17 protein-coding genes are annotated in these 20,746 nt (G+C 72.3%); 10 read left to right on the forward strand and 7 right to left on the reverse strand.

The window, feature by feature from the left end:
- Window positions 1-68: 68 nt before the first annotated feature.
- From ACGFIM_RS06310 to ACGFIM_RS06320, 3 genes are all read left to right on the forward strand, one after another.
- Window positions 69-779, forward strand: a complete 711-nt coding sequence (locus ACGFIM_RS06310) for a DUF3152 domain-containing protein (protein ID WP_393195498.1) — start codon at window positions 69-71, stop codon at window positions 777-779.
- Window positions 780-1,112: 333 nt separating this feature from the next.
- Window positions 1,113-2,234, forward strand: coding sequence for an MBL fold metallo-hydrolase (locus ACGFIM_RS06315; RefSeq protein ID WP_393195501.1), 1,122 nt, complete (start codon window positions 1,113-1,115; stop codon window positions 2,232-2,234).
- Window positions 2,235-2,281: 47 nt separating this feature from the next.
- Window positions 2,282-3,196, forward strand: a complete 915-nt coding sequence (locus ACGFIM_RS06320; protein WP_393195504.1) for a pirin family protein — start codon at window positions 2,282-2,284, stop codon at window positions 3,194-3,196.
- Here the strand turns inward: ACGFIM_RS06320 and ACGFIM_RS06325 are convergent.
- The 6 genes from ACGFIM_RS06325 to ACGFIM_RS06350 form a co-directional block, all read right to left on the reverse strand.
- Window positions 3,171-3,350, reverse strand: coding sequence for a hypothetical protein (locus ACGFIM_RS06325; protein WP_393195507.1), 180 nt, complete (start codon window positions 3,348-3,350; stop codon window positions 3,171-3,173). The two genes, ACGFIM_RS06320 and ACGFIM_RS06325, sit on opposite strands and share 26 nt — an antisense overlap.
- Window positions 3,351-3,436: 86 nt before the next feature.
- Window positions 3,437-5,122: a serine/threonine-protein kinase gene (locus ACGFIM_RS06330; protein WP_393195510.1), complete on the reverse strand. Its 1,686-nt coding sequence runs from the start codon at window positions 5,120-5,122 to the stop codon at window positions 3,437-3,439.
- 115 nt (window positions 5,123-5,237) lie between these two features.
- A complete protein-coding gene (locus ACGFIM_RS06335) occupies window positions 5,238-6,986 on the reverse strand; it encodes a DJ-1/PfpI family protein (RefSeq protein WP_393195513.1) in 1,749 nt (582 codons plus the stop codon).
- A gap of 651 nt (window positions 6,987-7,637) precedes the next feature.
- Window positions 7,638-8,708 (reverse strand): FAD-dependent oxidoreductase, encoded by a 1,071-nt coding sequence (locus ACGFIM_RS06340; protein ID WP_393195516.1) that lies wholly within the window; start codon window positions 8,706-8,708, stop codon window positions 7,638-7,640.
- Window positions 8,709-9,075: 367 nt separating this feature from the next.
- The gene (locus ACGFIM_RS06345) at window positions 9,076-10,095 is read right to left on the reverse strand and encodes a LacI family DNA-binding transcriptional regulator (RefSeq protein WP_393195519.1); all 1,020 of its coding nucleotides are present in this window, start codon (window positions 10,093-10,095) and stop codon (window positions 9,076-9,078) included.
- Window positions 10,079-12,523 (reverse strand): glycoside hydrolase family 3 N-terminal domain-containing protein, encoded by a 2,445-nt coding sequence (locus tag ACGFIM_RS06350; protein ID WP_393195522.1) that lies wholly within the window; start codon window positions 12,521-12,523, stop codon window positions 10,079-10,081. The genes ACGFIM_RS06345 and ACGFIM_RS06350 overlap by 17 nt, the downstream gene beginning before the upstream one ends.
- A 413-nt stretch (window positions 12,524-12,936) precedes the next feature.
- Between ACGFIM_RS06350 and ACGFIM_RS06355 the strand changes: the two genes are divergently transcribed.
- From ACGFIM_RS06355 to ACGFIM_RS06365, 3 genes are read left to right on the forward strand one after another with little or no spacing between them, the layout of a single operon-like run.
- Window positions 12,937-14,256: an extracellular solute-binding protein gene (locus ACGFIM_RS06355; protein WP_393195525.1), complete on the forward strand. Its 1,320-nt coding sequence runs from the start codon at window positions 12,937-12,939 to the stop codon at window positions 14,254-14,256.
- Between the two features lie 8 nt (window positions 14,257-14,264).
- Window positions 14,265-15,164, forward strand: a complete 900-nt coding sequence (locus tag ACGFIM_RS06360; protein ID WP_393195528.1) for a carbohydrate ABC transporter permease — start codon at window positions 14,265-14,267, stop codon at window positions 15,162-15,164.
- A 3-nt stretch (window positions 15,165-15,167) separates the two neighbouring features.
- Window positions 15,168-16,067, forward strand: coding sequence for a carbohydrate ABC transporter permease (locus tag ACGFIM_RS06365; RefSeq protein WP_393195531.1), 900 nt, complete (start codon window positions 15,168-15,170; stop codon window positions 16,065-16,067).
- Here ACGFIM_RS06365 and ACGFIM_RS06370 read toward each other — a convergent pair.
- Window positions 16,045-16,821: a phosphotransferase enzyme family protein gene (locus tag ACGFIM_RS06370; RefSeq protein WP_393195534.1), complete on the reverse strand. Its 777-nt coding sequence runs from the start codon at window positions 16,819-16,821 to the stop codon at window positions 16,045-16,047. The genes ACGFIM_RS06365 and ACGFIM_RS06370 overlap by 23 nt on opposite strands.
- Window positions 16,822-16,903: 82 nt before the next feature.
- On the opposite strand from ACGFIM_RS06370, the gene ACGFIM_RS06375 reads away from it, so the two are divergent.
- The 4 genes from ACGFIM_RS06375 (at window position 16,904) to ACGFIM_RS06390 (ending at window position 20,740) form a co-directional block, all read left to right on the forward strand.
- Window positions 16,904-17,617, forward strand: coding sequence for a response regulator transcription factor (locus ACGFIM_RS06375; RefSeq protein ID WP_393195537.1), 714 nt, complete (start codon window positions 16,904-16,906; stop codon window positions 17,615-17,617).
- A complete protein-coding gene (locus ACGFIM_RS06380) occupies window positions 17,617-19,086 on the forward strand; it encodes a sensor histidine kinase (RefSeq protein WP_393195540.1) in 1,470 nt (489 codons plus the stop codon). Before ACGFIM_RS06375 ends, ACGFIM_RS06380 begins: the two co-directional genes overlap by 1 nt.
- Window positions 19,087-19,151: 65 nt before the next feature.
- Complete coding sequence (locus ACGFIM_RS06385) at window positions 19,152-20,057, forward strand: polyphosphate polymerase domain-containing protein (protein ID WP_393195543.1); 906 nt, start codon at window positions 19,152-19,154, stop codon at window positions 20,055-20,057.
- A 5-nt stretch (window positions 20,058-20,062) separates the two neighbouring features.
- A complete protein-coding gene (locus ACGFIM_RS06390; protein WP_393195546.1) occupies window positions 20,063-20,740 on the forward strand; it encodes a DUF4956 domain-containing protein in 678 nt (225 codons plus the stop codon).
- The last annotated feature ends 6 nt before the right edge of the window (window positions 20,741-20,746 follow it).

Consider the following 20,746-nt stretch of genomic DNA (forward strand, 5'->3'; position numbering starts at 1 on the left):
ATCAAGTGCGACAAGCGGCAACGTAAGCTCGGATACCTCCCCACCGGTGACATCGTGGGGAGGCCGCCTTGCCGTTGCTCGCACTGCTCCTGCTGCTGCTCGTGGTGCTCGCCGGCTGTGCGGACCCGAAGGCGGTCGCGCCTTCGTCGCCGTCCGCCACTCCCCCGCCGTCCTCCGCGGCGCCCGCGCCCAAGCCGCCGGCGCCCCGCCACCGCGAACGCGCGCCCGAGCAGGAGGTCCGGGTGCCGCACTCCGCCTCGGGCCGGTACGCCGTCGTCCCCGGATCCGACCGTGCCAGGCGTGGACGGGGTGCGCTCGTGCGCTACCTCGTGGAGGTGGAGCGGGGGCTGCCGTTCGATCCGCTCACGTTCGCCGCCGAGGTGCACCGCACGCTCAACGACATTCGCGGCTGGGCCCGTTTCCAGCGCGTGGATCACGGCCCGGTACGGGTGCGCGTCGCGCTGTCCAGCCCGCGCATGACCATCCGCCAGTGCCTGCCACTGCGCACCGGCGGCGAGCTGTCCTGCTGGAACGGCCGCCGCTCGGTCATCAACGCGCTGCGGTGGGCGAAGGGCGTCCCGCAGTACGACGGAGATCTGGTGGCGTACCGGCGCTATCTGATCAGTCACGAGGTCGGCCACGCGCTGGGCCACGGCCACCGGCCCTGCCCAGGACCCGGCAGGCTCGCGCCCGTGATGACCCAGCAGTCGAAGTCGCTCGGCGGCTGCCGCCCCAACCCCTGGCCGTACCCGCACCGTGACCACGACGAGCGCCCCTGACCCCGCGCTCCGGGGCGGCCGGTGCCGTGCCGGCACCGGGCACCCCTCGCGGCGTGGGAGAGGGCGACGCGGGGCGGCAGGGTGGGGGCGGCGTTCCCTAGGGCCGAAGCTACCGATAGGTTTCCATCAACCGGACGAGTCGCCGCTTCGGTGACGGGGCCCGGCAACGCCGTACGCCGCCAGGAAGCGCGGGGGCGCCGGCGGCGGCCGGTTCCCGGTCATCGCCGGTTGAGCGATCACGACCGTCTGACCTATCGCGATATATCGTAGAAGTGGAAACATCGGGGAGTCCCGCCGATCGGGACGCGAGAACTTTCCAGGGGAGTGTGAGCGATGGCAGGGATGCGGACGGCACGGCGGATCCTCGCGGGCGGCGCGGTCCTGGCCGCGGCCGGCTGGGCGCTACGCGAGGTTCCCGCCGAGCTGGGCATACGGCCGCTGACGTCAGGACCGGACCGGGCGGCGCGGATCCGGCGCTCGCCGCAGTTCAGGGACGGCGCGTTCGTCAACACGATGTCAGAGCCGGCGACCGTGCCGTCGGCGCCGCCCGTGAGCATGCTCGGCGAGCTCGCCACCGACCGCTCCCAGCGGCGTCCCGCAGGTCCCGTCCCGCTGCGCATCCCGCCGTCCGACGCACCGCCCGCCGACGGCGTGCGCGCGATCTGGTACGGCCACGCCTCCACGCTGGTGGAGATCGAGGGCCGCCGGGTGCTGTTCGACCCGGTGTGGAGCCGCCGGGTCTCCCCCTCCCAGCTGGTCGGCCCGAAGCGGCACCACCCGGTGCCGGTGGAGCTGCACGAGCTGCCCGAGGTGGACGCGATCGCCATCTCCCACGACCACTACGACCACCTCGACATGGCGACCGTGCAGACGCTCAACCGCACGCAGAAGGCGCCGTTCATCGTGCCGCTCGGCATCGGGGCGCATCTGGAGCGGTGGGGCGTGGCGGCGTACCGGATCATCGAGCTGGACTGGGACGAGGAGACCGAGGTACGGGGGCTGCGCTTCGTCGCGACGGCGGCCCGCCACTTCTCCGGCCGCACCCTGCGCCGCAACGACACGCTGTGGGGCTCCTGGGTGGTGGCCGGGCCGACCAAGCGGGTGTTCTACGCGGGCGACTCGGGCTACTTCGAGGGCTACAAGGGCATCGGGAGCAAGCACGGCCCGTTCGACCTGACGCTGATGCCGATCGGCGCCTACAGCCCTGCCTGGCCGGACATCCACATGAACCCGGAGGAGGCCGTCACCGCCCACCTCGACCTGGGCGGCAAGCTGCTGCTGCCGGTGCACTGGGCGACGTTCACGCTCGCCCTGCACCCGTGGGCGGAGCCGGTGGACCGGCTGTGGCGCGAGGCGAAGGCGCGCGACGTGCGCATCGCGGTGCCCAGGCCGGGCGAGGCCGTGGACGTCTCGGCCGCGCCGGCGGTCGAGGGCTGGTGGGAGATGCTCACCTGAGCGCCCCACGTGATGCTCGCCTGAGCGCCCCGGCGTAGGGTGCGGCTGTGAGCAATCTGGAACGCGAGCCGCGCGAGATCCGCTGCGGCGCCGGTGCGGCCGATGAGCGCGAGGTGCTGACCGGCCGTGAGGTGCCGCTCGGCGGTCCCCGCGCGATGCTGGTGAGCAGGACCCTCCCCCACAAGCACCGCCGCATGATCGGCGCGTGGTGCTTCGTCGACGCGTACGGGCCGCAGGTCGCCACCATGCGGGTGCCGCCGCATCCGCACACCGGCCTGCAGACCGTGAGCTGGCTGGTCGAGGGTGAGGTGCTGCACCGCGACAGCCTCGGCTCGCTGCAGGAGGTCCGTCCCGGGCAGCTCAACCTCATGACGGCGGGGCGCGGCATCTCGCACTCCGAGGAGTCGCCGCGGACGGTGCTGCACGGCGTGCAGCTGTGGGTGGCGCTGCCCGGCGCGCACCGGAACGTCGCGCCCGGTTTCGAGCACCATCCCGAGCTGCCCGAGCTGGCCGGTCCCGGCTTCCGCGCCCGCGTCATCATGGGCGCGCTCGGCGGGGTGACCTCGCCCGCCACCGCCTACTCGCCGCTCGTCGGCGCCGAGCTGGAGGTCGGCGGGGAGGCCGAGGTGCCGGTCGAGCCGGGGTTCGAGCACGGGCTGCTGCTGTTCGACGGTGAGGTGGCCGGGGCCGAGCGCGGCGCGCTGGTGTACCTGCCGCCGGGCCGGACGTCCATCCGGTTGTCGGGGCGCGGGCGGGTGCTGCTCATCGGCGGCGAGCCGTTCGCCGAGGAGATCGTCATGTGGTGGAACTTCGTCGGACGCTCCCACGAGGAGGTGGCCGCGTACCGGAAGGAGTGGATGGAGGGCGAGGGGTTCGGCGTCGTCGAGGGCTTCGACGGGGAGCCGCTGCCCGCGCCCGTCCTTCCCGGCACGCGGCTCAAGCCCCGCGGCCGCGTCCGCTGACGTCCAGCAGCAGCGTTTTCGGCCGGACGGCCGGCGGCACCTTCTGCTGGTTGCCGCCGGACAGCTCGGAGACGAGCCGGTGCGGCGATGCGGCCTTGATCCGCAGCCTCCGCATGTAGATCTCGACCACCCGGTCGATCTCCGCTTCCGGCACCGCGCCTGCCCGGCCGGGCGCGGGCAGGGCGGCGGTGCCGGTGACACCGAAGCCGCCGGGCGGTCACGAAACCTTTCGGTCGCGTTTCACTGCTGGTCGCGCTCGCGGCCCTTGCGGACTCTCCGGACGACGAGGTGGCGGCCCAGCAGGACCGAGCCGGGGACCACCGCGAAGCCGAGGAGGCTGGTGCCGAGGCCGAGGCCGATGCCGGCGTCCAGGAGCCCTCGCTCGCCCCTGAGCAGGGGCACGCCGAGCGAGACGCTCACCGACACCGACAGCAGCGGGCCCCGGCCGGCCAGCTGCTCCGGCGGCTCGTTGGTCACGGGCGGTGGCGGCTCCTGGGGCGCGGACGAGGTGGGCGGGGGCGGGCCGTCGTCGCGAGGCGGCGTCGGACGGATGGTGGTCGGGTCCGAGGTGGGCAGGCGGGTCGGCCGGCTCGTCCTGGTCGGCCTGCGGGTCGGCTCGCGGGTGGGCCGGCTCGTGGTGGGCCGCCGGCTGGGCCGGATCGTCGGCCGGGTGGTGGGCCTGCTGGTGGTGGTGGGCGGGGTCGTGGGCCTGCGCACCACGGGCCTGGTCACCGGGCGGGCGGGTGACGTGGCCGCCGGTGTCAGCGCGGCCGGCTCGCTCGTCGTGGGCGACGCCTTGGTGGGCGTCGGCTCGGGCGTGGGCGTCTCCCGCGTCGGCGACGGTGACGGCGAGGACGGGGCGGGCGTGGTCGCCGGCGGCAGCGCCACGGTGGCGGGCGGCGGCTCGGTCACGCTGCGCGGGTCGGGCACGTCGCCCAGGATCGCGAACGCCGACACGACGGCCGCGGCCGTCGCCACCACCAGGCCGCTGGTCATGGCGAGCTTCCCGGTCGGCGACAGCGCGCTGTGGAACAGGCTCGTCCCCGTGCCGGGCTCCGGGACGGCGGGCGGGTTCGGCAGCAGCCCGGCCAGCGGCACGACGAGCGCCGCCATCCTGGCGCGGCCGCGCTCCTCCCACTCGCTCCCGTACGCCGTCCGCGCCGTGTCCTCCAGCTCCTCGAGGAACGCCAGCGCCGACTCGGGACGCTGCGCCGGGTCCTTGGCCAGGCCGTGCTCGATCAGGGGCCGCAGCGGCGCCTCGATGTCGTCGATGGGCGGCGGCAGGTGCCGGTGCTGGTAGGCGAGGGCGGCGATGTTCTCGCCGTGGAAGGCGCGGTGACCGGTCAGGCACTCGTAGAAGACGAGGGTGGCGGCGTAGACGTCGGTCGCGGGCCCGGCCGGCGCCTCGTCCCATTGCTCCGGGGCCATGTACGAGGGCGTGCCCGCGAGCACCCCTGTCTCCCCGACCCGGGCGGCCACGCCGAAGTCGACGAGCTTGCTCTCACCCTCCTGGGTGATCATCACGTTCTCGGGCTTGAAGTCGCGGTGCACCACGCCGTGCCGGTGCGCCTCCGCCAGGCCGAGCAGCGAGCCCTTCAGCACCGTCAGCGCCGCCTGCGGGCCGGTGGCGCCCTCGTTGCCCAGCAGCCGCCGCAGGGTGACGCCGTCGACCAGCTCCATCACGATGACCGCGTCGTCGTCGCCCTCGATGTAGTCGAGCACGCGGGCCGTGTGCGGGCTGTCGATCTCTTGGATGAGCCGCGCCTCTTCCCGGAACCGCGCGACGAACGCCTCGTCCTCGCGCAGCTCACCGGAGAGGTGCTTGATCGCCACTTCTAAGCCGTCGGAGTCGCGGACGGCGAGCATCACCCGGCCGGTTCCGCCGTGCCCGAGTTCCCGGATCTCTGTGTAGCCGGGAACCTCCATGGAGACCTCCTGACCGGATAAAGATCCTTATGTCAGGACGCTAACCCGGTGTCACCGCGCGTGTCGAGTCCCTTGACCAGAAGTGACGGCGACAGTGATCGGATCGGTATGACCGCTATGCGTGGGCCCTCCGGCGGTTCAGGGAGCGGGCCGCGACCGTGATCGCCCAGGCGGCGGCGACGCCCAGCAGCAGGAACAGGAAGAAGACGAGCGTCGGGAACCAGGGCCATCCCGCTCCGGCCAGCTTGACGTCCACGATCGGGTACTCCAGCGTCTTGGCGGCGAACCTCGCCGTCGCCACGTCGTACGTGCGGGCGATGTCGCGCAGCACCGCGTCGAAGGCGAACTCCTCGGTCGTGTGGACGTACTCAGGACGGAGATCGCCGATGCCCGGCACCTGGCGGCGTGCGGCGTCCAGGCCGGGCACGAGGAGCCGGTCGAGCCCGCCGGCCGCGGCGGCGAGGGTGGTGCGGGGGACGAACGTCAGCCCGTGCGCGGAGCGGATGGGGCCGTCGCCGGCCGCGATGGTCCGCCCGACCACGGCCTGCTCGGTGTAGGAGTTGAACACCGAGGCGAGCTCCAGCTCGCCGACGCCGTCGGTGAGCAGCACGCCGATGTCGGACGGGCCGGTCTGGTAGGAGGAGTTGAGCGGGGCGACGAGGTCGGCGGGCTCCAGGCTGCGTACGGGGATGCTCGCGGGCGCGCCGGGCGAGTAGTGCCGCCAGTGCACGGCGCCGGCCGCCTGCCGGGCCGTGGGGACGTCGGCCAGGCGCTCGACGATGCGCAGGGCGGCGTCGATGCCGGACAGCACGCCCGCCGCGGTGATCACGTCGCCGTCGTCGACGTACCGCATGCCGCTGCGCCACTTCACGGTGGGGAAGTCGGCGCGCAGGCCGCGCATGCGCAGCCAGTGCGAGGTGGCCGGGCGGCCGTCGAGCAGCCCGGTACGGGCCAGCGCGCGGGCGCCGTTGCAGACGCTGACGGTCAGCGCGCCGGCGGCCGCCTGCCGCCTGGCCCAGGCGTTGATGGAGCTCAGCTCGGCGGGCTCCGGCGTCTGCATCGCGGGGAAGATCACGGCGTCGAGCGTGTCGCCCTGGCCGGACATGAGCCGGTCGAGCTCGTCGAACGTCACGTCGGGGACGATGTCCAGCCCGCCGGTCATGGGGATAAGCCGGGGGCCCGCGGAGACGACGTACAGGTTGAACCGGCCGGTGCTCGCCAGCACCTCGTACGGGCCGAGCAGGTCGGCGGCGTTGGTGCCGTTGCCGCCGGTGAGCAGGGCCACGGTGGGCTTGGCCGGGTCGTGGCTCCTGGCCGCGGGGGCGGCCGAGACGGCGTCGGCGCGCGCCTCGTAGATGCTGCCGAACCTGCCGATCGTGCTGGCCGCCGAGACCGCCCCCGGGACGAGCAGCACGATCAGCACGACAGCCGCGCCCTTGACCCACTTTCCCCTGATGGCGAGGCGGGGCAGGGCGGCGTACTCACCGCGGCGTCTGAGCACGGACGCCGCCATGAGGACGTACATCGCCCAATGCCCGATCATCGAGACCTGGGCGAGGCCCAGCACTTCCAGCCAGAACAGGACCGACAGGATGACGAAGGGCGCGAAGATGACCGCGGCCATCTCGCCGATCGCCCGCTTGCGGTGGCGGCGGACGGCCATCCAGAGCGCCGGCACGACGGCCATCTCGGCGACCATGATCATCATCCCGACGTCGGCACGCGTGCCCGCGGGCAGCAGCGCGCCGACGGCCATGCCGAGCAGCAGCATGCCGAGGTTGACCGCGATGACCAGCTCGACGTAGTGCCAGAGGACGCGGCCCGCCGTGCGGAGCCCTCCCGGCCGCGCCGCCCTGTCCGTCATCGCCCGGCCTCCGGGGGCCGGGAGACCGCGCTCAGCCTGCCGAGGCCTGGATGGCGGGTTCTGCTCCCCGGCGTTCCGCCTCGCATGATCGCCCCTTCCCACCGCGTGTACACGTCACCTCCGGATGGTGTTCGACCTGCGCTTCCCGGACAAGGACACAGACCGGACATCCACCGGACATTTCCTGACCGTGGTGGTGGTGCGGGCCTTTGAGGTCTTTGGGCGGTGTTCTGGTGGTGCAGGTTTCTCCGAGCGGGGTTCTGGTGGTGCGGGGCAACGTGGACGGGGCGGGGTGGTGGACCAGGGCGCTGTTCCGGTGGGCGCGAGTGCGGGACGGCCGGGGAGAGCCGCTGACGGGTCCGTTGCAGGAGCGGGCGGGGTGCCGGAGGGGCGGCGACGGGGCTCAGGCGGACCGCGGGCGGGACGGCGGGACAACGACGGGGCCCAGGTGGGCAGTCGGCCGAGACCCGCCGACAGACAACGAGGCCCGGACGGGCAGTCGGCCGAGACCCGCCGACAGACGACCAGGCCCAGACGGGCAGTCGGCCGAGACCCGCCGACAGACGACCAGGCCCAGACGGGCAGTCGGCCGAGACCCGCGGGGAGACGACGAGGCCCGGACGGGCAGCGGGCGGGATCGGTGGGCGTTGGTCAGGCGGCGGGGCGGGTGGAGGTGGCGGTGAGGAGGCGGCGGATGTTGCGGGCGGCGGTGCGGCCGGCACGGTTGGCGCCGATCGTGCTGGCCGAGGGGCCGTAGCCGACGAGCTGGATCCTCGGGTCGCGGACGACCTGGGTGCCGTCCACGCGGACGCCGCCGCCCGGCTCGCGCAGGCGCAGGGGCGCGAGGTGGTCGAGCGCCGCCCGGAACCCGGTGGCCCAGATGATGGTGTCGCAGGCGAGGAACGTGCCGTCGTCCCACTCCACGCCGGTCTCGGTGATGCGGCGGAACATCGGCCGCCGGCGCAGCGCCCCCTTGGCCAGCGCCTCACGTACGACGGCGCTGTAGGTCAGACCGGTCACGGAGACGACGCTCTGCGGCGGCAGCCCGGCGCGTACCCGCTCCTCCACCATGGCGACGGCCTCCCGCCTGGCCTCCTCGCCGAAGTCGTCGTCCCGGAACACGGGGGGCCGCCGCGTGACCCACGCGGTCGCGGCGGCCACCCCCGCGATCTCCGACAGCACGTGCGCCGCCGAAGCGCCGCCGCCCACGACGACCACCCGCCGCCCCGCGAACTCCGCCGGCCCCCGATAGTCGGCGTAGTGCAGCTGGCGGCCGGCGAAGGTGGCGGCGCCCGGGTAGTACGGCCAGTAGGGACGGGTCCAGGTGCCGGTCGCGTTGACGAGGGCGGCCGCGGACCACTCCCCCGCGTCCGTCTCGATCACCAACCGCCCTGCTTCGCCCTCGCGTACGGACGTGACCCGCACCGGACGTACGACGTGGAGCCCGACGGCGCGCTCGTACGCGCCGTAGTACGCGGGAACGACCTCGGCCGCCTGCCGCGACCCGTCACCGCCGGGCGGCTTGGGGAGGCCCGGCAGGTCGAAGACCCCGTGCACCTTGTCCATCGTCAGCGAGGGCGAGCGGTGCCGCCACGCCCCGCCCGGCCCGTCTTCCGCGTCCAGCACCACGGGCTCGAACCCGAACCGGCGCAGGAAGTACGCGCTGGACAGGCCGGCCTGCCCGGCCCCGATGACGACGACCTCGCTCTCCTCCACGCTCACCCTCAACCACCCGGGCCCCGCCCCTCTTCCCGGCCCCGCCCCGTCCCGGCCTCGCCGCCGGCTCCTGCCCTCCGCCGGCGGCGTGACCCGGCCCCGCCCTGTCCGGGCCTCGCCGCCGGAGCCTGCCCACCGCCGGCATCGTCTGCCCCCGCCGGGATGCGGTTTCCCTCCCCAGGCGTCAGGCATCGGCGGCGGAAGCCGGTCCCACGGCGCGGGCCGAAGACGAGCGGATGCCCGGCCGCGGGCGGTCGAGCGCGGACCAGGACCAGGGGGCGCGGCGGACGGTGCCCACAAGAGGGTGCCCACAAGACGGTGCCCACTAGACGGTGCCGGCAAAGGGCCGGGCCAAGGGGTGCGCGGTCACACGTCAGGGTTTGCGGACCGGTGCCGTGGAGCCGCGCACGACCAGCTCGGTCGCGAGCTCGACATGGTGCGAGTCCACCCGCTCGCCGTCCGCGAGCCGCAGCGCGGTCCGCAGCGCGGCCTGCCCCATCTCGCGCAGCGGTTGCCGGATGGTGGTGAGCGGCGGCGAGGTGACCTTGGCGATCTGGGTGTCGTCGAAGCCGACGATGCTCAGGTCCTCGGGGATGCGCAGCCCGCGCTCCCGCGCCGCCTCCATGATGCCGACGGCCATCTCGTCGCTGCCGGCGAAGATGGCGGTCGGGGCGTGCGGCAGGTCGAGCACGGCGGCTCCGCCTTCGACGCCGTCCTGGTAGTGGAAGTGGCTGGAGCGTACGTAGCCGGGCAGCACGGGCGCTCCCTCGGCCTCCATGGCGGCGCGGTAGCCGTGCAGCCGCGCCTGGTTGCACGCGGCGGTGGCGGGGCCGCCGACGTAGGCGATGCGCCGGTGGCCGAGGGAGAGCAGGTGCTGGGTGGCGGCCAGCCCGCCGGCGAAGTTGGTGGAGCCGATGCTGGTGACGCGGGTGCGCGGCAGGTTGAGCGGGTCGATGAGGACGAGCGGCAGCCGCGCCCTGCTGAGCGCGGCGGGCTGCCCGGCGGTGAGCTCGCTGGTGACGGCGATGAGCGCGCGCCGTCCCGCGGCGACCAGGCTGCGCGCCCAGGCGGTGGTGCGGGCCTCGCCTCTCCTGATGCTGACGACGACGCCGACGCCGGCCTCGGCGCCCGCCTCGATCACGCCCTGGATGATCTCGGTGGAGTAGGCGTTGAGGTCGGTGTCGAACTGCACCTCGACGGTGCCGAGCCCGGCCTGCTCGCGGCGCGGCGTGGGGGCGACGTAGTCGTGCTGCTGGAGCAGCTCCTGCACCAGGGAGCGGGTGGCCGGGGAGACGTCGCTGCGGCCGTTGAGCACCTTGGAGACGGTCGCGACGGACACTCCCGCGGAGGCCGCGACCGTGGCGAGCGTGGCCCGTCTAGAGCTGGGCGGCATCTGCACCCCCTTGCCGAGACTGCCCGGCGGCCGTGGCGTTCACCTCGACGGGCGTGACGAGGCGCCGGTCGTGGCCGACGTGGCGGGTCTGGCCGGTCAAGCGTACGACGGCGCTGCACGGCAGGTCGGCGGCCGAGGTGCCGACGAGTACTTCGATGTCGCCGGGTTCGACGACGCGGCGCAGGTCGCGCCCGGTGAAGGAGGTGCGGTCCGCGTGTATCCGGAAGGTGACCTCGGCGTCCGCGCCGGGTTCGAGCGGGACGCGGGCGTACCCGATGAGTTGTCTGACGGGTCTGGTGACCTGGGCGACGAGGTCGTTGATGTAGAGCTGGACGACCTCGGAGCCGGCCCTGCCGCCGGTGTTGCGCACGGTGACGGTGGCGGTGAACTCGCCGTCGGTGGGCACCTCGGTGGCGCTGAGCCGCAGGTCCGACACCACGAAGGTGGTGTAGGAGGCGCCGTAGCCGAAGGGGAACAGCGGGGTCGGGTCGAGGTTGCTGATGCCGTGGCTGTCGGTGCCGAGCGGCGGCTGCAGGTAGGTGGCGGGCTGGCCGCCGGGGCTGCGCGGGATCTGCACGGGCAGCTTGCCGGTGGGCTGGACGCGGCCGGTCAGCACGCCGGCGATGGCGGCGCCGCCCTCCTCGCCGGGCATGAACGCCTGGACGAGCCCGGCGGCGCGGTCGCGGATCTCGCCCAGCGCGTACGGACGCCCGGAGACCACGACGACGACCACGGGCGTGCCGGTGGCGGCGAGTTCGGCGAGCAGGTCGGCCTGCACGCCGGGCAGCCGCAGGTCCTCGGCGTCGCAGCCCTCGCCGGAGGTGCCCTGCCCGAACAGGCCGGCCAGGTCGCCGACGACGGCCACGCACACGTCGGCGTCGCGGGCGGCGGCGACGGCGGCGGGGAAGCCGGAGCGGTCGTCGCCGCGTACCTCGCAGCCCTTCTCGTAGCGGATGTCGGCGTCCGGCAGCTCGGCGGTGAGCGCGTCGAGCACGCTGGGCGCCTCGATGCCGAGGCCGAGCCCGGGGTGGCGGGGCAGCACGTGGTTGGGGAAGGCGTAGCAGCCCATGAACGTGCGCGGGTCGTGCGCGGCGGGACCGACGACGGCGACGCGTCGGGGCGCGGTGCGGCCCTCGCCGAGCAGCGGCAGCGCGGTGCCGGCGTCGAGGAGGATGATCGAGCGTTCGGCCAGCTCCCGGGCGAGTGCGCGGTTGGCGGGCGAGTCGAGGTCGACCTCCGCGGCGCCGGCGACGGACTTCTCGGGCGTCCAGTCGTGGTCGAGCAGGCCGAGCTCGACCTTCTGGGTGAGCAGGCGGCGCACGGCCCGGTCGATGAGCTCTTCCGGCACCTCGCCGCTGCGGACGCGCTCGGCGAGGTGCTGCCCGAAGCCGAGCGTGTCGGGCAGCTCGACGTCGACGCCTGCGGTGAGCGCGTGGACGCCGGCCTCCTCGGTGCCGGCGGCGATGCGGTGCATGGTGGCCAGGAACGGAACGCCCCAGTAGTCGGAGACGACGGTGCCGGTGAAGCCCCATTCGTCGCGCAGCACCTCGGTGAGCAGCCAGGGGTCGGCGCCCGCGGGGACGCCGTCGACATCAGAGTAGGAGTGCATGACCGAGCGGGCGCCGCCGAGCGCGATCGCGGTCTCGAAGGGCGGCAGGATCATGTCGAGCAGCTCGCGGCGGCCCATCGGCACGGGGCCGTGGTTGCGGGCGGCGCGGGAGGCGGAGTAGCCGGCGAAGTGCTTGAGGGTGGCGATGACGCCGGCGTTCTCCAGGCCGCGGACGTAGGCGGCGCCGAGCGTCGCCACGAGGTACGGGTCTTCGCCCATGGTCTCCTCGACCCGTCCCCACCGGTAGTCGCGGACGACGTCGAGCACCGGCGACAGGCCCTGGTGCGCACCGACCGCCCGCATGTCGCGGCCGATGGCGGCGGCCATGCGCTCGACCAGGTCGGGGTCGAACGTGGCGGCCCAGGCGATGGCGGCGGGGTAGACGGTGGCGCCGAAGGCGGTGAAGCCGGTCAGGCACTCCTCGTGCACGATGGCGGGGATGCCGAGCCTGGAGCCTTCCATCACGATCCGCTGCTGGCGGACGACCTCGGCCGCGCCCTCCTCCGGGGTGACGGGGGTGCTGCCGTGGACGCGGGTCAGGTGGCCGAGGCCGTGCCGGGCCGCCTCCTCCAGGGGGATGGTGCCGGAGGCGGCGAAGACGTCTTGCATGGGGGCCACGTTCAGCGGCTCGGCGCCCGGTTCCGGTTCCTCGGCCTGACTCATGTCGTTGCCGACCCACCGGCTGCCGAGCTGGCCGATCTTCTCCTCCAGGGTCATCTCGGCAAGGAGGGCTTCGACTCGGTCGGCCACGGCGAGCGCCGGGTCCTGCCACGGGCGCAGGGCCCGGTCCGCCGTCGGGGTCCGATCAAGAGCCGTCATGTACTGCGCTCCTTAAGAAGGTGCGGTCTTCTCGTAACTTTTCGAAAATGTTTCGACAGCCGTGCCGATCTCGGCGCGCGGCCTTCGCCGTCCCAGACCTCCAGCTAAGAGCACGCGCGCTAGTACCTTACACGCGCCTCATCAGATAGCCAGATGTTTCCCTGATCGACAAGGTCTTGACACCACTATTTTCGAAACCTAGATTGGCGACCCCCGCGGTCATGTCGAAAATGTTTCGATGAGCTGACACTAGGAGGAGTGGACGAGTGGCACTAGGGTGCCAATCCACGACCGCCGGTCATCGCATCCATTGATCACGAGCCGCGACCCCCAGCCCGCGGCACTCAAGTACGGAGATCAGCGTGGAGTCCAGGACAACCACCTCTCGCCGCAACTTTCTCAGCCTCGTCTCCATGGGTGTCCCCCTAGGAGCAGCACTCGCCGCCTGCGGCGGCACAGGACCCACCCAGACCGGCGCCGGTGGCGGCACGGGCGACGCGACCACCGGTGGTGGCGACGCCAACAGCGCCACGTACTGGTACCTGTCGACGCAGCCCCAGGAGGGCGTGCGCACCCGGACGGTCGAGCGCCACAACAAGGCCAACCCTGACGCGACGATCGTCGGCACGACCTTCCAGAACGACGCGTTCAAGACCAAGATCAAGACGGCCATCGGCGCCGGCCAGGCCCCCACGCTCATCTGGGGCTGGGGCGGCGGCACCCTGCGCAGCTACGTGCAGGCCGGCCAGGTGGACGACCTGACCGACTGGTTCGACCAGAACCCGGCCGTCAAGGACAAGCTGTTCCCCTCCGCCTTCGGCGCGGCGACGATCGACGGCAAGATCTACGCGATGCCGTGCGAGACCCTGCAGCCGATCGTCCTCTACTACGACAAGCGGGCCTTCGACAAGATCGGCGCCCAGCCGCCCCAGACGTGGGGCGACATCCTCGACCTGGTGCCGAAGTTCAACGCCAAGGGCATCGCGCCGTTCTCGCTGGGCGGCCAGTCGCGCTGGACGAACATGATGTGGCTGGAGTTCCTCTTCGACCGCATGGGCGGTCCGGAGGTGTTCCAGGCCGTGTTCGACGGTGAGAAGGACGCCTGGTCCAACCCGATCGCGATCAAGGCGCTCGAGGAGATCCAGAAGCTGGTCAAGATGAACGGCTTCGTCAAGGGCTTCTCCTCCATCACCGCCGACTCCAACGCCGACCAGGCCCTGCTCTACACCGGCAAGGCCGCGATGATGCTGCACGGCGGCTGGACGTACGGCAGCATGAAGGCCGACGGCGGCGACTTCGTCTCCGGCGGCAACCTCGGCTACATGAACTTCCCGCCGATCGACGGCGGCAAGGGCGACCCCGGCAACACCGTGGGCAACCCCGGCCAGTACATCTCGATCTCCTCCAAGGCCACCCCCGAGCAGAAGGAGATCGCCAAGAAGTTCTTCGCCGGCGCGCTCATCGACGACACGGCCGTCAAGGAGTGGGTGGCCACCGGCGCCGTGCCCATCATCAAGGGCGCGGACAAGGAGTTCGCCAACTCCGAGGACAAGGAATTCCTGACCTTCGTCTACAACATCGCCGTCAACGCCAAGTCCTTCGCCCAGTCGTGGGACCAGGCGCTCAGCCCGACGGCCGCCGAGGTGCTGCTGGACAACATCGCCAAGCTGTTCCAGCTGTCCATCTCGCCGCAGCAGTTCGCCACCAACATGAATGCGGTCATCGGCAAGTGAGCGCAGTCATGACGACCGCCCGGCCCGCCTCCAGGGCGGGCCGGAGCGGCTCTCTCGGGTGGATGACCATTCCGGCGCTGGCGTTCTTCGTCGTTTTCGCGCTCATCCCGCTGGTGGGGGTGCTCCTCCTCAGCTTCGCGCAGTGGGACGGGCTCGGGGAGATCGGCATCGCCGGGTTCAGCAACTGGAGCGCGATCCTGTCGGATCCCGGCCTGCCGCACGCGCTGTGGATCACCTTCCTCGTCATGGTCGTCTCGTGGGCCGTCCAGACGCCCGCGAGCATCCTCATGGGCACCTTCCTGGCCGGCCAGCAGCGCTACCGCGCGGTGCTGTCGGTGATCTTCTTCATTCCGCTGCTGCTCAGCTCGGCGGCGCTGGCCATCACGTACAAGGCGCTGCTCGACCCGAACTTCGGTCTCGGCGCCGGCCTGAACATCCCCTTCCTCGTGCAGGACTGGCTGGGCGAACCGGTGCTCGCCTTCGGCGTGGTGATCTTCGTGGTGTCCTGGCAGTACATCCCGTTCCACGCGCTGATCTACCAGGGCGGCGTGCGCCAGATCCCGCGTTCCATGTACGAGGCCGCGCAGCTCGACGGCGCGGGCCGGGTACGCAGGTTCTTCAGCATCACGCTGCCGCAGCTCAAGTACACGATCATCACGTCGTCGACGCTGATGGTCGTCGGTTCGCTGACCTTGTTCGACCTGATCTTCGTGTTGACGGCCGGTGGGCCCGGCGACGCCACCAGGGTGCTCGCGCTCGACATGTACAAGCGCGGCTTCCAGGCCAACCTCATGGGGCCGGCCAGCGTGATCGCGGTCATCCTCGTCCTCGTCGGCCTCGCCCTGTCGCTGTTCCTGCGCCGGCTCGGCGGCCGAGACCACAGCCACAGCCAGCTTGAAGGGGCCTGACGCATGACGACCGCCTCCACCAGGGCTCACAAGAGCGAGACCCTCGCGGCGGGACCGGCTCACCGCCGCAAGGCCGCGCGGAGCGGGGAGCGACGCAACTGGGTCGCCGGCCTGACCAGCATCCTGTGGCTGGCGATCGTGGTCGTGCCGATCTACTGGATCGTCATCACGAGCTTCAAGTCGCAGTCGAACTACTACCAGGAGAACCCGTTCGCCCCGCCGGCCGAGCCGACGCTTGCGAACTACCGGATGGTCATCGAGGCCGACTTCATCCAGTACTTCATCAACAGCGTCATCGCGACCGTCGGCGCCGTGGTGCCGGCCGTGCTGGTCAGCTTCATGGCGGCGTACGCGATCGTCCGCGGCGGCAGGAGCCGCCTGCTGCGCTGGACGAACTCGATGTTCCTCATGGGCCTTGCGATCCCGCTGCAGGCCGTGGTGATCCCGATCTACCTGATCATCATCCAGCTCGGCCTGTACGACTCGCTGATGGCGCTGATCCTGCCGTCGATCGCGTTCGCGATCCCGCTGTCGGTGCTCGTGCTGTCGAACTTCATCAGGGACGTGCCCAAGGAGCTGTTCGACTCCATGCGGATCGACGGCGCCACCGAGAACGAGATGCTGTGGAAGCTCGCGTTCCCGCTCACCCGCCCCGCCGTGGTGACGGTGACGATCTACAACGCGCTGCAGATCTGGAACGGCTTCCTGCTGCCGCTCGTGCTCACCCAGAGCCCCGACAAGCGCACGCTGCCGCTGGCGCTCTGGTCCTTCCAGGGCCAGTACAGCATCAACGTGCCCGCGGTGCTCGCCTCGGTCGTGCTCACCACCCTGCCCATCCTGGTGCTGTACGTGGTGGGCCGCCGCCAGCTCCTCGCCGGCCTCACCGCCGGGTTCGGCAAGTGAGCTCATCGGCGTGCCCGGTCAGGTGCGCCATGTCCCGCTCATAGAGACGGTCGTCGCCGCGGGCGACGTGGCCGGCGAAGGCCGCGTCGCCCGCGGCGGCGCGTTCACGCATGAACGCGACCAGGTGCTCCAGCCTGGTCACCGCCATGGCGGGCAGCCTTTCGAGGTCGTCGTCGCCGAGCCCGTACGCGCCGGCGAACAATCCCAGCCTGCGCGCCTGCTCCGCCACCGGCGCCCCGCCCGCGGGAGCGGGGTCGGTGAGCGGCACGAACCGGTAGGCGGCGTAGGCCACGTCCCACAGGCGCGGCCCCGGGTGCGCGGTGTCGAAGTCGATGAACGCGACCGGCTCGCCGTCCCTGAACACGGTGTTGTACGTCGCCACGTCGCCGTGGCAGATCACCTCGGCCGGCTCGACCGGCGGGAAGTACCAGGCGGCGCCGGGCGGCGGCGTGAAGCCGGCGGTGGCGTCGTGGTAGCGGCGCAGCAGCCGGGCCGCGCCGGTCAGCGCCCGGTCCGTACGCGCCCACGCCGGCAGCGGGTGGTCGGCGGTCTCCCCCGCCACGAAGCCGAGCACCTCGCGCCCCTGCTCGTCCACGCCGTGGACCCGGGGAGCACCGGTGAAGCCGCGCTCGGCCAGGTGGCGCAGCAGCGCGTGCACGGCGGGCGTCCACGGTCCCGTGGGACGGCGCACGGTGCCGGCCGCACGGACGACGTGGTTGACGCCGCCGGCCAGAATCTCCTCGCCGCTCGCCACGCCCTCCCTTCTACCGTGCCGCGGCTCAGCGATACCACCGGTTTTATCCCGGTCTTGCGGGGCGCACGGTAGAACAGGCGGCATGAACCCAGCACCGGTGGTGCTCGTCGTGGACGACGAGCCCAACATCCGCGAGCTGCTGCTCGACGCCCTGGAGGTCAACGGGTTCCGCGTCCGCACGGCCGCGTCGGGCACGCAGGCGCTCAGGAGCGTCGGCAGGCAGCGGCCCGACCTGGTCCTGCTCGACGTGATGCTGCCCGACCTCGACGGCTTCGCGGTGGCGCAGCGGCTGCGCCCGGACGGCGGCGGCCCTCCGGTGCTGTTCCTGACCGCCCGCGACACGGTCGAGGACCGCATCGCCGGGCTGACGGCGGGCGGCGACGACTATGTGACGAAGCCGTTCAGCCTGGAGGAGGTGGTGCTGCGCATCCGCGCCATCCTGCGCCGTACGGGCGCGCGCGATGAGCGCTTCGACGACGGCCTGCTGCGCTACGCCGACCTGGAGCTGGACGAGGAGACCCACGCCGTGCGCCGCTCCGGACGGCACATCCACCTGTCGCCGACGGAGTTCGCGCTGCTGCGCTACCTGATGATCAACGCCGAGCGGGTGGTGAGCAAGGCGCAGATCCTCGACCGCGTCTGGGACCACGGCTTCGACGCCGACAGCCGCATCGTGGAGTCGTACATCAGCTATCTGCGCCGCAAGATCGACGCCGAGGGGCGGCCGCTGATCCACACACTGCGCGGGGTGGGCTACTCGCTGCGCGACCAGGCGCTGATGGACCGGAAACGCTGATGGAGGCCGGCGCTCCGAGGCGGCACGGCCGGGCGTGGCCGCTGCGGCACCGGCTGCTCGCCGCGCTGCTCGGGCTGTCGGCGGCGGCGCTCGCGGTGTTCGCTGCGGCCGGGGTGCTGCTGCTCGACCGCTCGCTGCTGGCCCGCGTGGACACCCAGCTCACCGCGTTCGCCATCTCGTTCGGCAACGGCCCGCCGCCCGGCGCTCCCCCGCCGCCCCCGGGCCGCGGCGGCGACGTGGAGCTGCCCACCCAGTTCCGGGTCACGGTGTTCGCCGGGTCGGGCGCGGTCGTGCGGCGGCTACCCGGCACGGGCGACGGCCCCGACGTGCCGCCCGAGCTGCTCGAGCACCCGCCCGCCACCCCGTTCACCGTGCCCGACAGGTCGGGCGACGGCGAGTGGCGCACGATGATCGTCCGCATGCACGACGGGAACATGGCCGCGGTCTCGCTCTCGCTGGAGTCCCACCGCAGCACCGTGCGCCAGCTCCTGCTCATCGAGGCGGCGGCGGGCGTCCTGGTGCTGGTCCTGCTGGGCGCGGTGGCGCTGGTCGTGGTCCGCATCGGGCTGCGCCCGCTCACCAGGATGGAGCGCACCGCCGCCGCCATCGCGGCCGGCGAGCTGGACCGGCGGGTCTCCGACAGCGACCCGCGTACCGAGACGGGCCGGCTCGGCCACGCGCTCAACGTCATGCTCGGCCGCCTCAGCGAGGCCCTGCGCCAGCGCGAGCGCTCCGAGCAGCGGCTGCGCCGCTTCCTCGCCGACGCCTCCCACGAGCTGCGCACGCCGCTCACCTCCATCCGCGGCTTCGCCGAGCTGTACCGGCACGGCAGGCCCGACCCCGATCCCGCGGTGGCCCGCATCCTGAGCCGCATCGAGGGCGAGGCCGAGCGGATGGGCGTGCTGGTGGAGGATCTGCTGCTGCTCGCCCGCCTCGACGAGGAGCCCGCGCTCGACATGACCGAGGTGGATCTGCACGTCATCGCCGGCGACGTGGTGCTCGGGGCGCGGGCGCGCGACCCCGGGCGCGAGGTGGAGCTGGTGCCGGGCGACGGCCCGGTACGCGTGGTCGGCGACGAGCACCGGCTGCACCGCGTCCTCGCCAACCTGGTGGGCAACGCCCTCACCCACACGCCGCCGGGCACGCCCGTACGCGTCGTGCTCGGGCTCGCCGGGCCGGCGGACGGCGCGGCGGCCGTGGCGCACGCCGGGGCCGAGCGCGTGCGGGAGCCGGTCGCCGTCATCGAGGTGCACGACGAGGGGCCGGGGATCGACCCCGAGCACCTGCCGCACATCTTCGACCGCTTCTACCGCGCCGACCCGTCCCGCGAACGCCGCGGCGGCACCGGGCTGGGGCTCGCCATCGCGGCCGCCCTGGTGGGCGCGCACGACGGGCGCATCGAGGCGCGAAGCCGTCCCGGGCGCGGCACGACCTTCCGCGTGCTGCTTCCGGCCGTCCCGACCCGGTAAGACGGCGTTCACACATTATTCCCAGCTTGTTGCGGTCCCATATGGACTGACACGGAAGGAGAGACATGCTGGGAAGATTCCGCAGACCTACCGTCTCCGCAGGTCAGCCCGCCAGTCCCGGTCCTCCCCACGACGAGGCGGGACACGCGCTGCGCGCCCCCAGCAAGCTGCACGCGTTCAACCGATACGAGATCAAGTACCTCCTGGACGCCGCCGAGGCCGGCGAGCTGCGGGCCGAGATCGAGAACCTGCTCGACCGCGACCGGCACAGCGGCGACAACGGATACGGCATCTGGAGCGTGTACTACGACACCCGGCGGCTGCGCTTCTACTGGGAGAAGATCGAGGGGCTGAAGTTCCGCAGGAAGCTGCGCATCCGCCACTACGGCGACCGGTTCCAGGTCACCGGCGACACCCCGGTCTTCGTGGAGATCAAGCAGCGGGTCAACCGGGTCACCCAGAAGCGCCGGGTGCGGCTGCCGTACCGCGACGCGATCGCGCTGTGCGACGGGCGCGCGATGGTCGCGCACGATCCGTCCCAGCGGGCCTTCCTCGAAGAGGTGCTCGACCTCGTCTGCCGTCTCGACCTGCGGGCCACCGCGATGACCGGATACCAGCGGCACGCGTACGTCGGCCGCGGCGCCGACGTGGGCCTGCGGGTGACGTTCGACCACCGGGTACGCGGCCGCGACCGGGACTTCCACCTCGGCGCCGACGCCGAGAACCGGTTCATCGTCCCGCCCAGCAAAGTGATCATGGAGGTCAAGGCCAACGAGCGGGTGCCGTACTGGCTCACCGACCTGACGGCCAAGCGGAACCTCCAGGTCATCCGGGTCTCCAAGTACTGCCAGAGCGTGGAGGCGTACGGCCTGGCGCCCCGCTCGATCTTCCACATCCCCGGACACGACCTCGACCTCGACTCCCCCGCCCCCGGCCGCGCGCCGGCCCTGACCACCGCCAAGGAGGCGTGACCCCCATGGACTTCTCGTTCCAGGACCTGTCGGGCACGTTCAGCGTCGCCGACATCGCGCTCGCGATGGCCCTGTCGTTCGTGCTCAGCGCCATGATCGGCTGGGTGTACCGGGCGACGCACCGCAACGTCTCCTACAGCCAGTCGTACGTGCAGACGCTCGTCATCCTCGGCATGCTGATCTCGCTCATCATGCTGGTCGTCGGCTCCAACATCGCCCGCGCGTTCGCCCTGGTGGGCGCGCTGTCGGTGGTGCGGTTCCGCAACGCCATCAAGGAGACGCGGGACGTCGGCTTCATCTTCCTGGTGATGGGCGTCGGCATGGCCGTCGGCACCCGCTTCTACCTGCTGGCCGTGGTCGCCGCCGTGGCGATCTCGCTGATCATCATGATCATGCACCGGTTCAACTGGTTCCAGCTCAACGTGCGCCGGCAGGTCGTCAAGGTGCAGGTGCCGTCCGACGACGACTACACGCACGCCATCCAGGACGTGCTCATCCGCCACACCGACGAGTTCGAGCTGGTCAGCATGGAGTCGATCAGGGGCGGCGCGCTGCTCGAGCTCATGTACACGGTCAAGATCAAGAAGGGCAGCGAGCCCGCGGACGTCATCGCCGCGCTGCGCGAGCGCAACCACGGCCAGAACGTCACCGTCCTGACCGGGTACGACCAGACCGACCTGTGAGGGCCC

It is taken from the genome of Nonomuraea sp. NPDC049309 (assembly GCF_043196965.1).
Taxonomy (GTDB): Bacteria; Actinomycetota; Actinomycetes; order Streptosporangiales; family Streptosporangiaceae; genus Nonomuraea; species Nonomuraea fastidiosa.

Bases quoted from the DNA above. Each gene is read 5' to 3' on its own strand.
- ACGFIM_RS06345 (WP_393195519.1), bottom strand. From the start codon at position 10,095: ATGCCGCCCAGCTCTAGACGGGCCACGCTCGCCACGGTCGCGGCCTCC.
- ACGFIM_RS06315 (WP_393195501.1), top strand. From the start codon at position 1,113: ATGGCAGGGATGCGGACGGCACGGCGGATCCTCGCGGGCGGCGCGGTC.
- ACGFIM_RS06380 (WP_393195540.1), top strand. From the start codon at position 17,617: ATGGAGGCCGGCGCTCCGAGGCGGCACGGCCGGGCGTGGCCGCTGCGG.
- ACGFIM_RS06335 (WP_393195513.1), bottom strand. From the start codon at position 6,986: ATGACGGACAGGGCGGCGCGGCCGGGAGGGCTCCGCACGGCGGGCCGC.
- ACGFIM_RS06390 (WP_393195546.1), top strand. From the start codon at position 20,063: ATGGACTTCTCGTTCCAGGACCTGTCGGGCACGTTCAGCGTCGCCGAC.
- ACGFIM_RS06330 (WP_393195510.1), bottom strand. From the start codon at position 5,122: ATGGAGGTTCCCGGCTACACAGAGATCCGGGAACTCGGGCACGGCGGA.
- ACGFIM_RS06350 (WP_393195522.1), bottom strand. From the start codon at position 12,523: ATGACGGCTCTTGATCGGACCCCGACGGCGGACCGGGCCCTGCGCCCG.
- ACGFIM_RS06365 (WP_393195531.1), top strand. From the start codon at position 15,168: ATGACGACCGCCTCCACCAGGGCTCACAAGAGCGAGACCCTCGCGGCG.
- ACGFIM_RS06385 (WP_393195543.1), top strand. From the start codon at position 19,152: ATGCTGGGAAGATTCCGCAGACCTACCGTCTCCGCAGGTCAGCCCGCC.
- ACGFIM_RS06375 (WP_393195537.1), top strand. From the start codon at position 16,904: ATGAACCCAGCACCGGTGGTGCTCGTCGTGGACGACGAGCCCAACATC.
- ACGFIM_RS06360 (WP_393195528.1), top strand. From the start codon at position 14,265: ATGACGACCGCCCGGCCCGCCTCCAGGGCGGGCCGGAGCGGCTCTCTC.
- ACGFIM_RS06355 (WP_393195525.1), top strand. From the start codon at position 12,937: ATGGGTGTCCCCCTAGGAGCAGCACTCGCCGCCTGCGGCGGCACAGGA.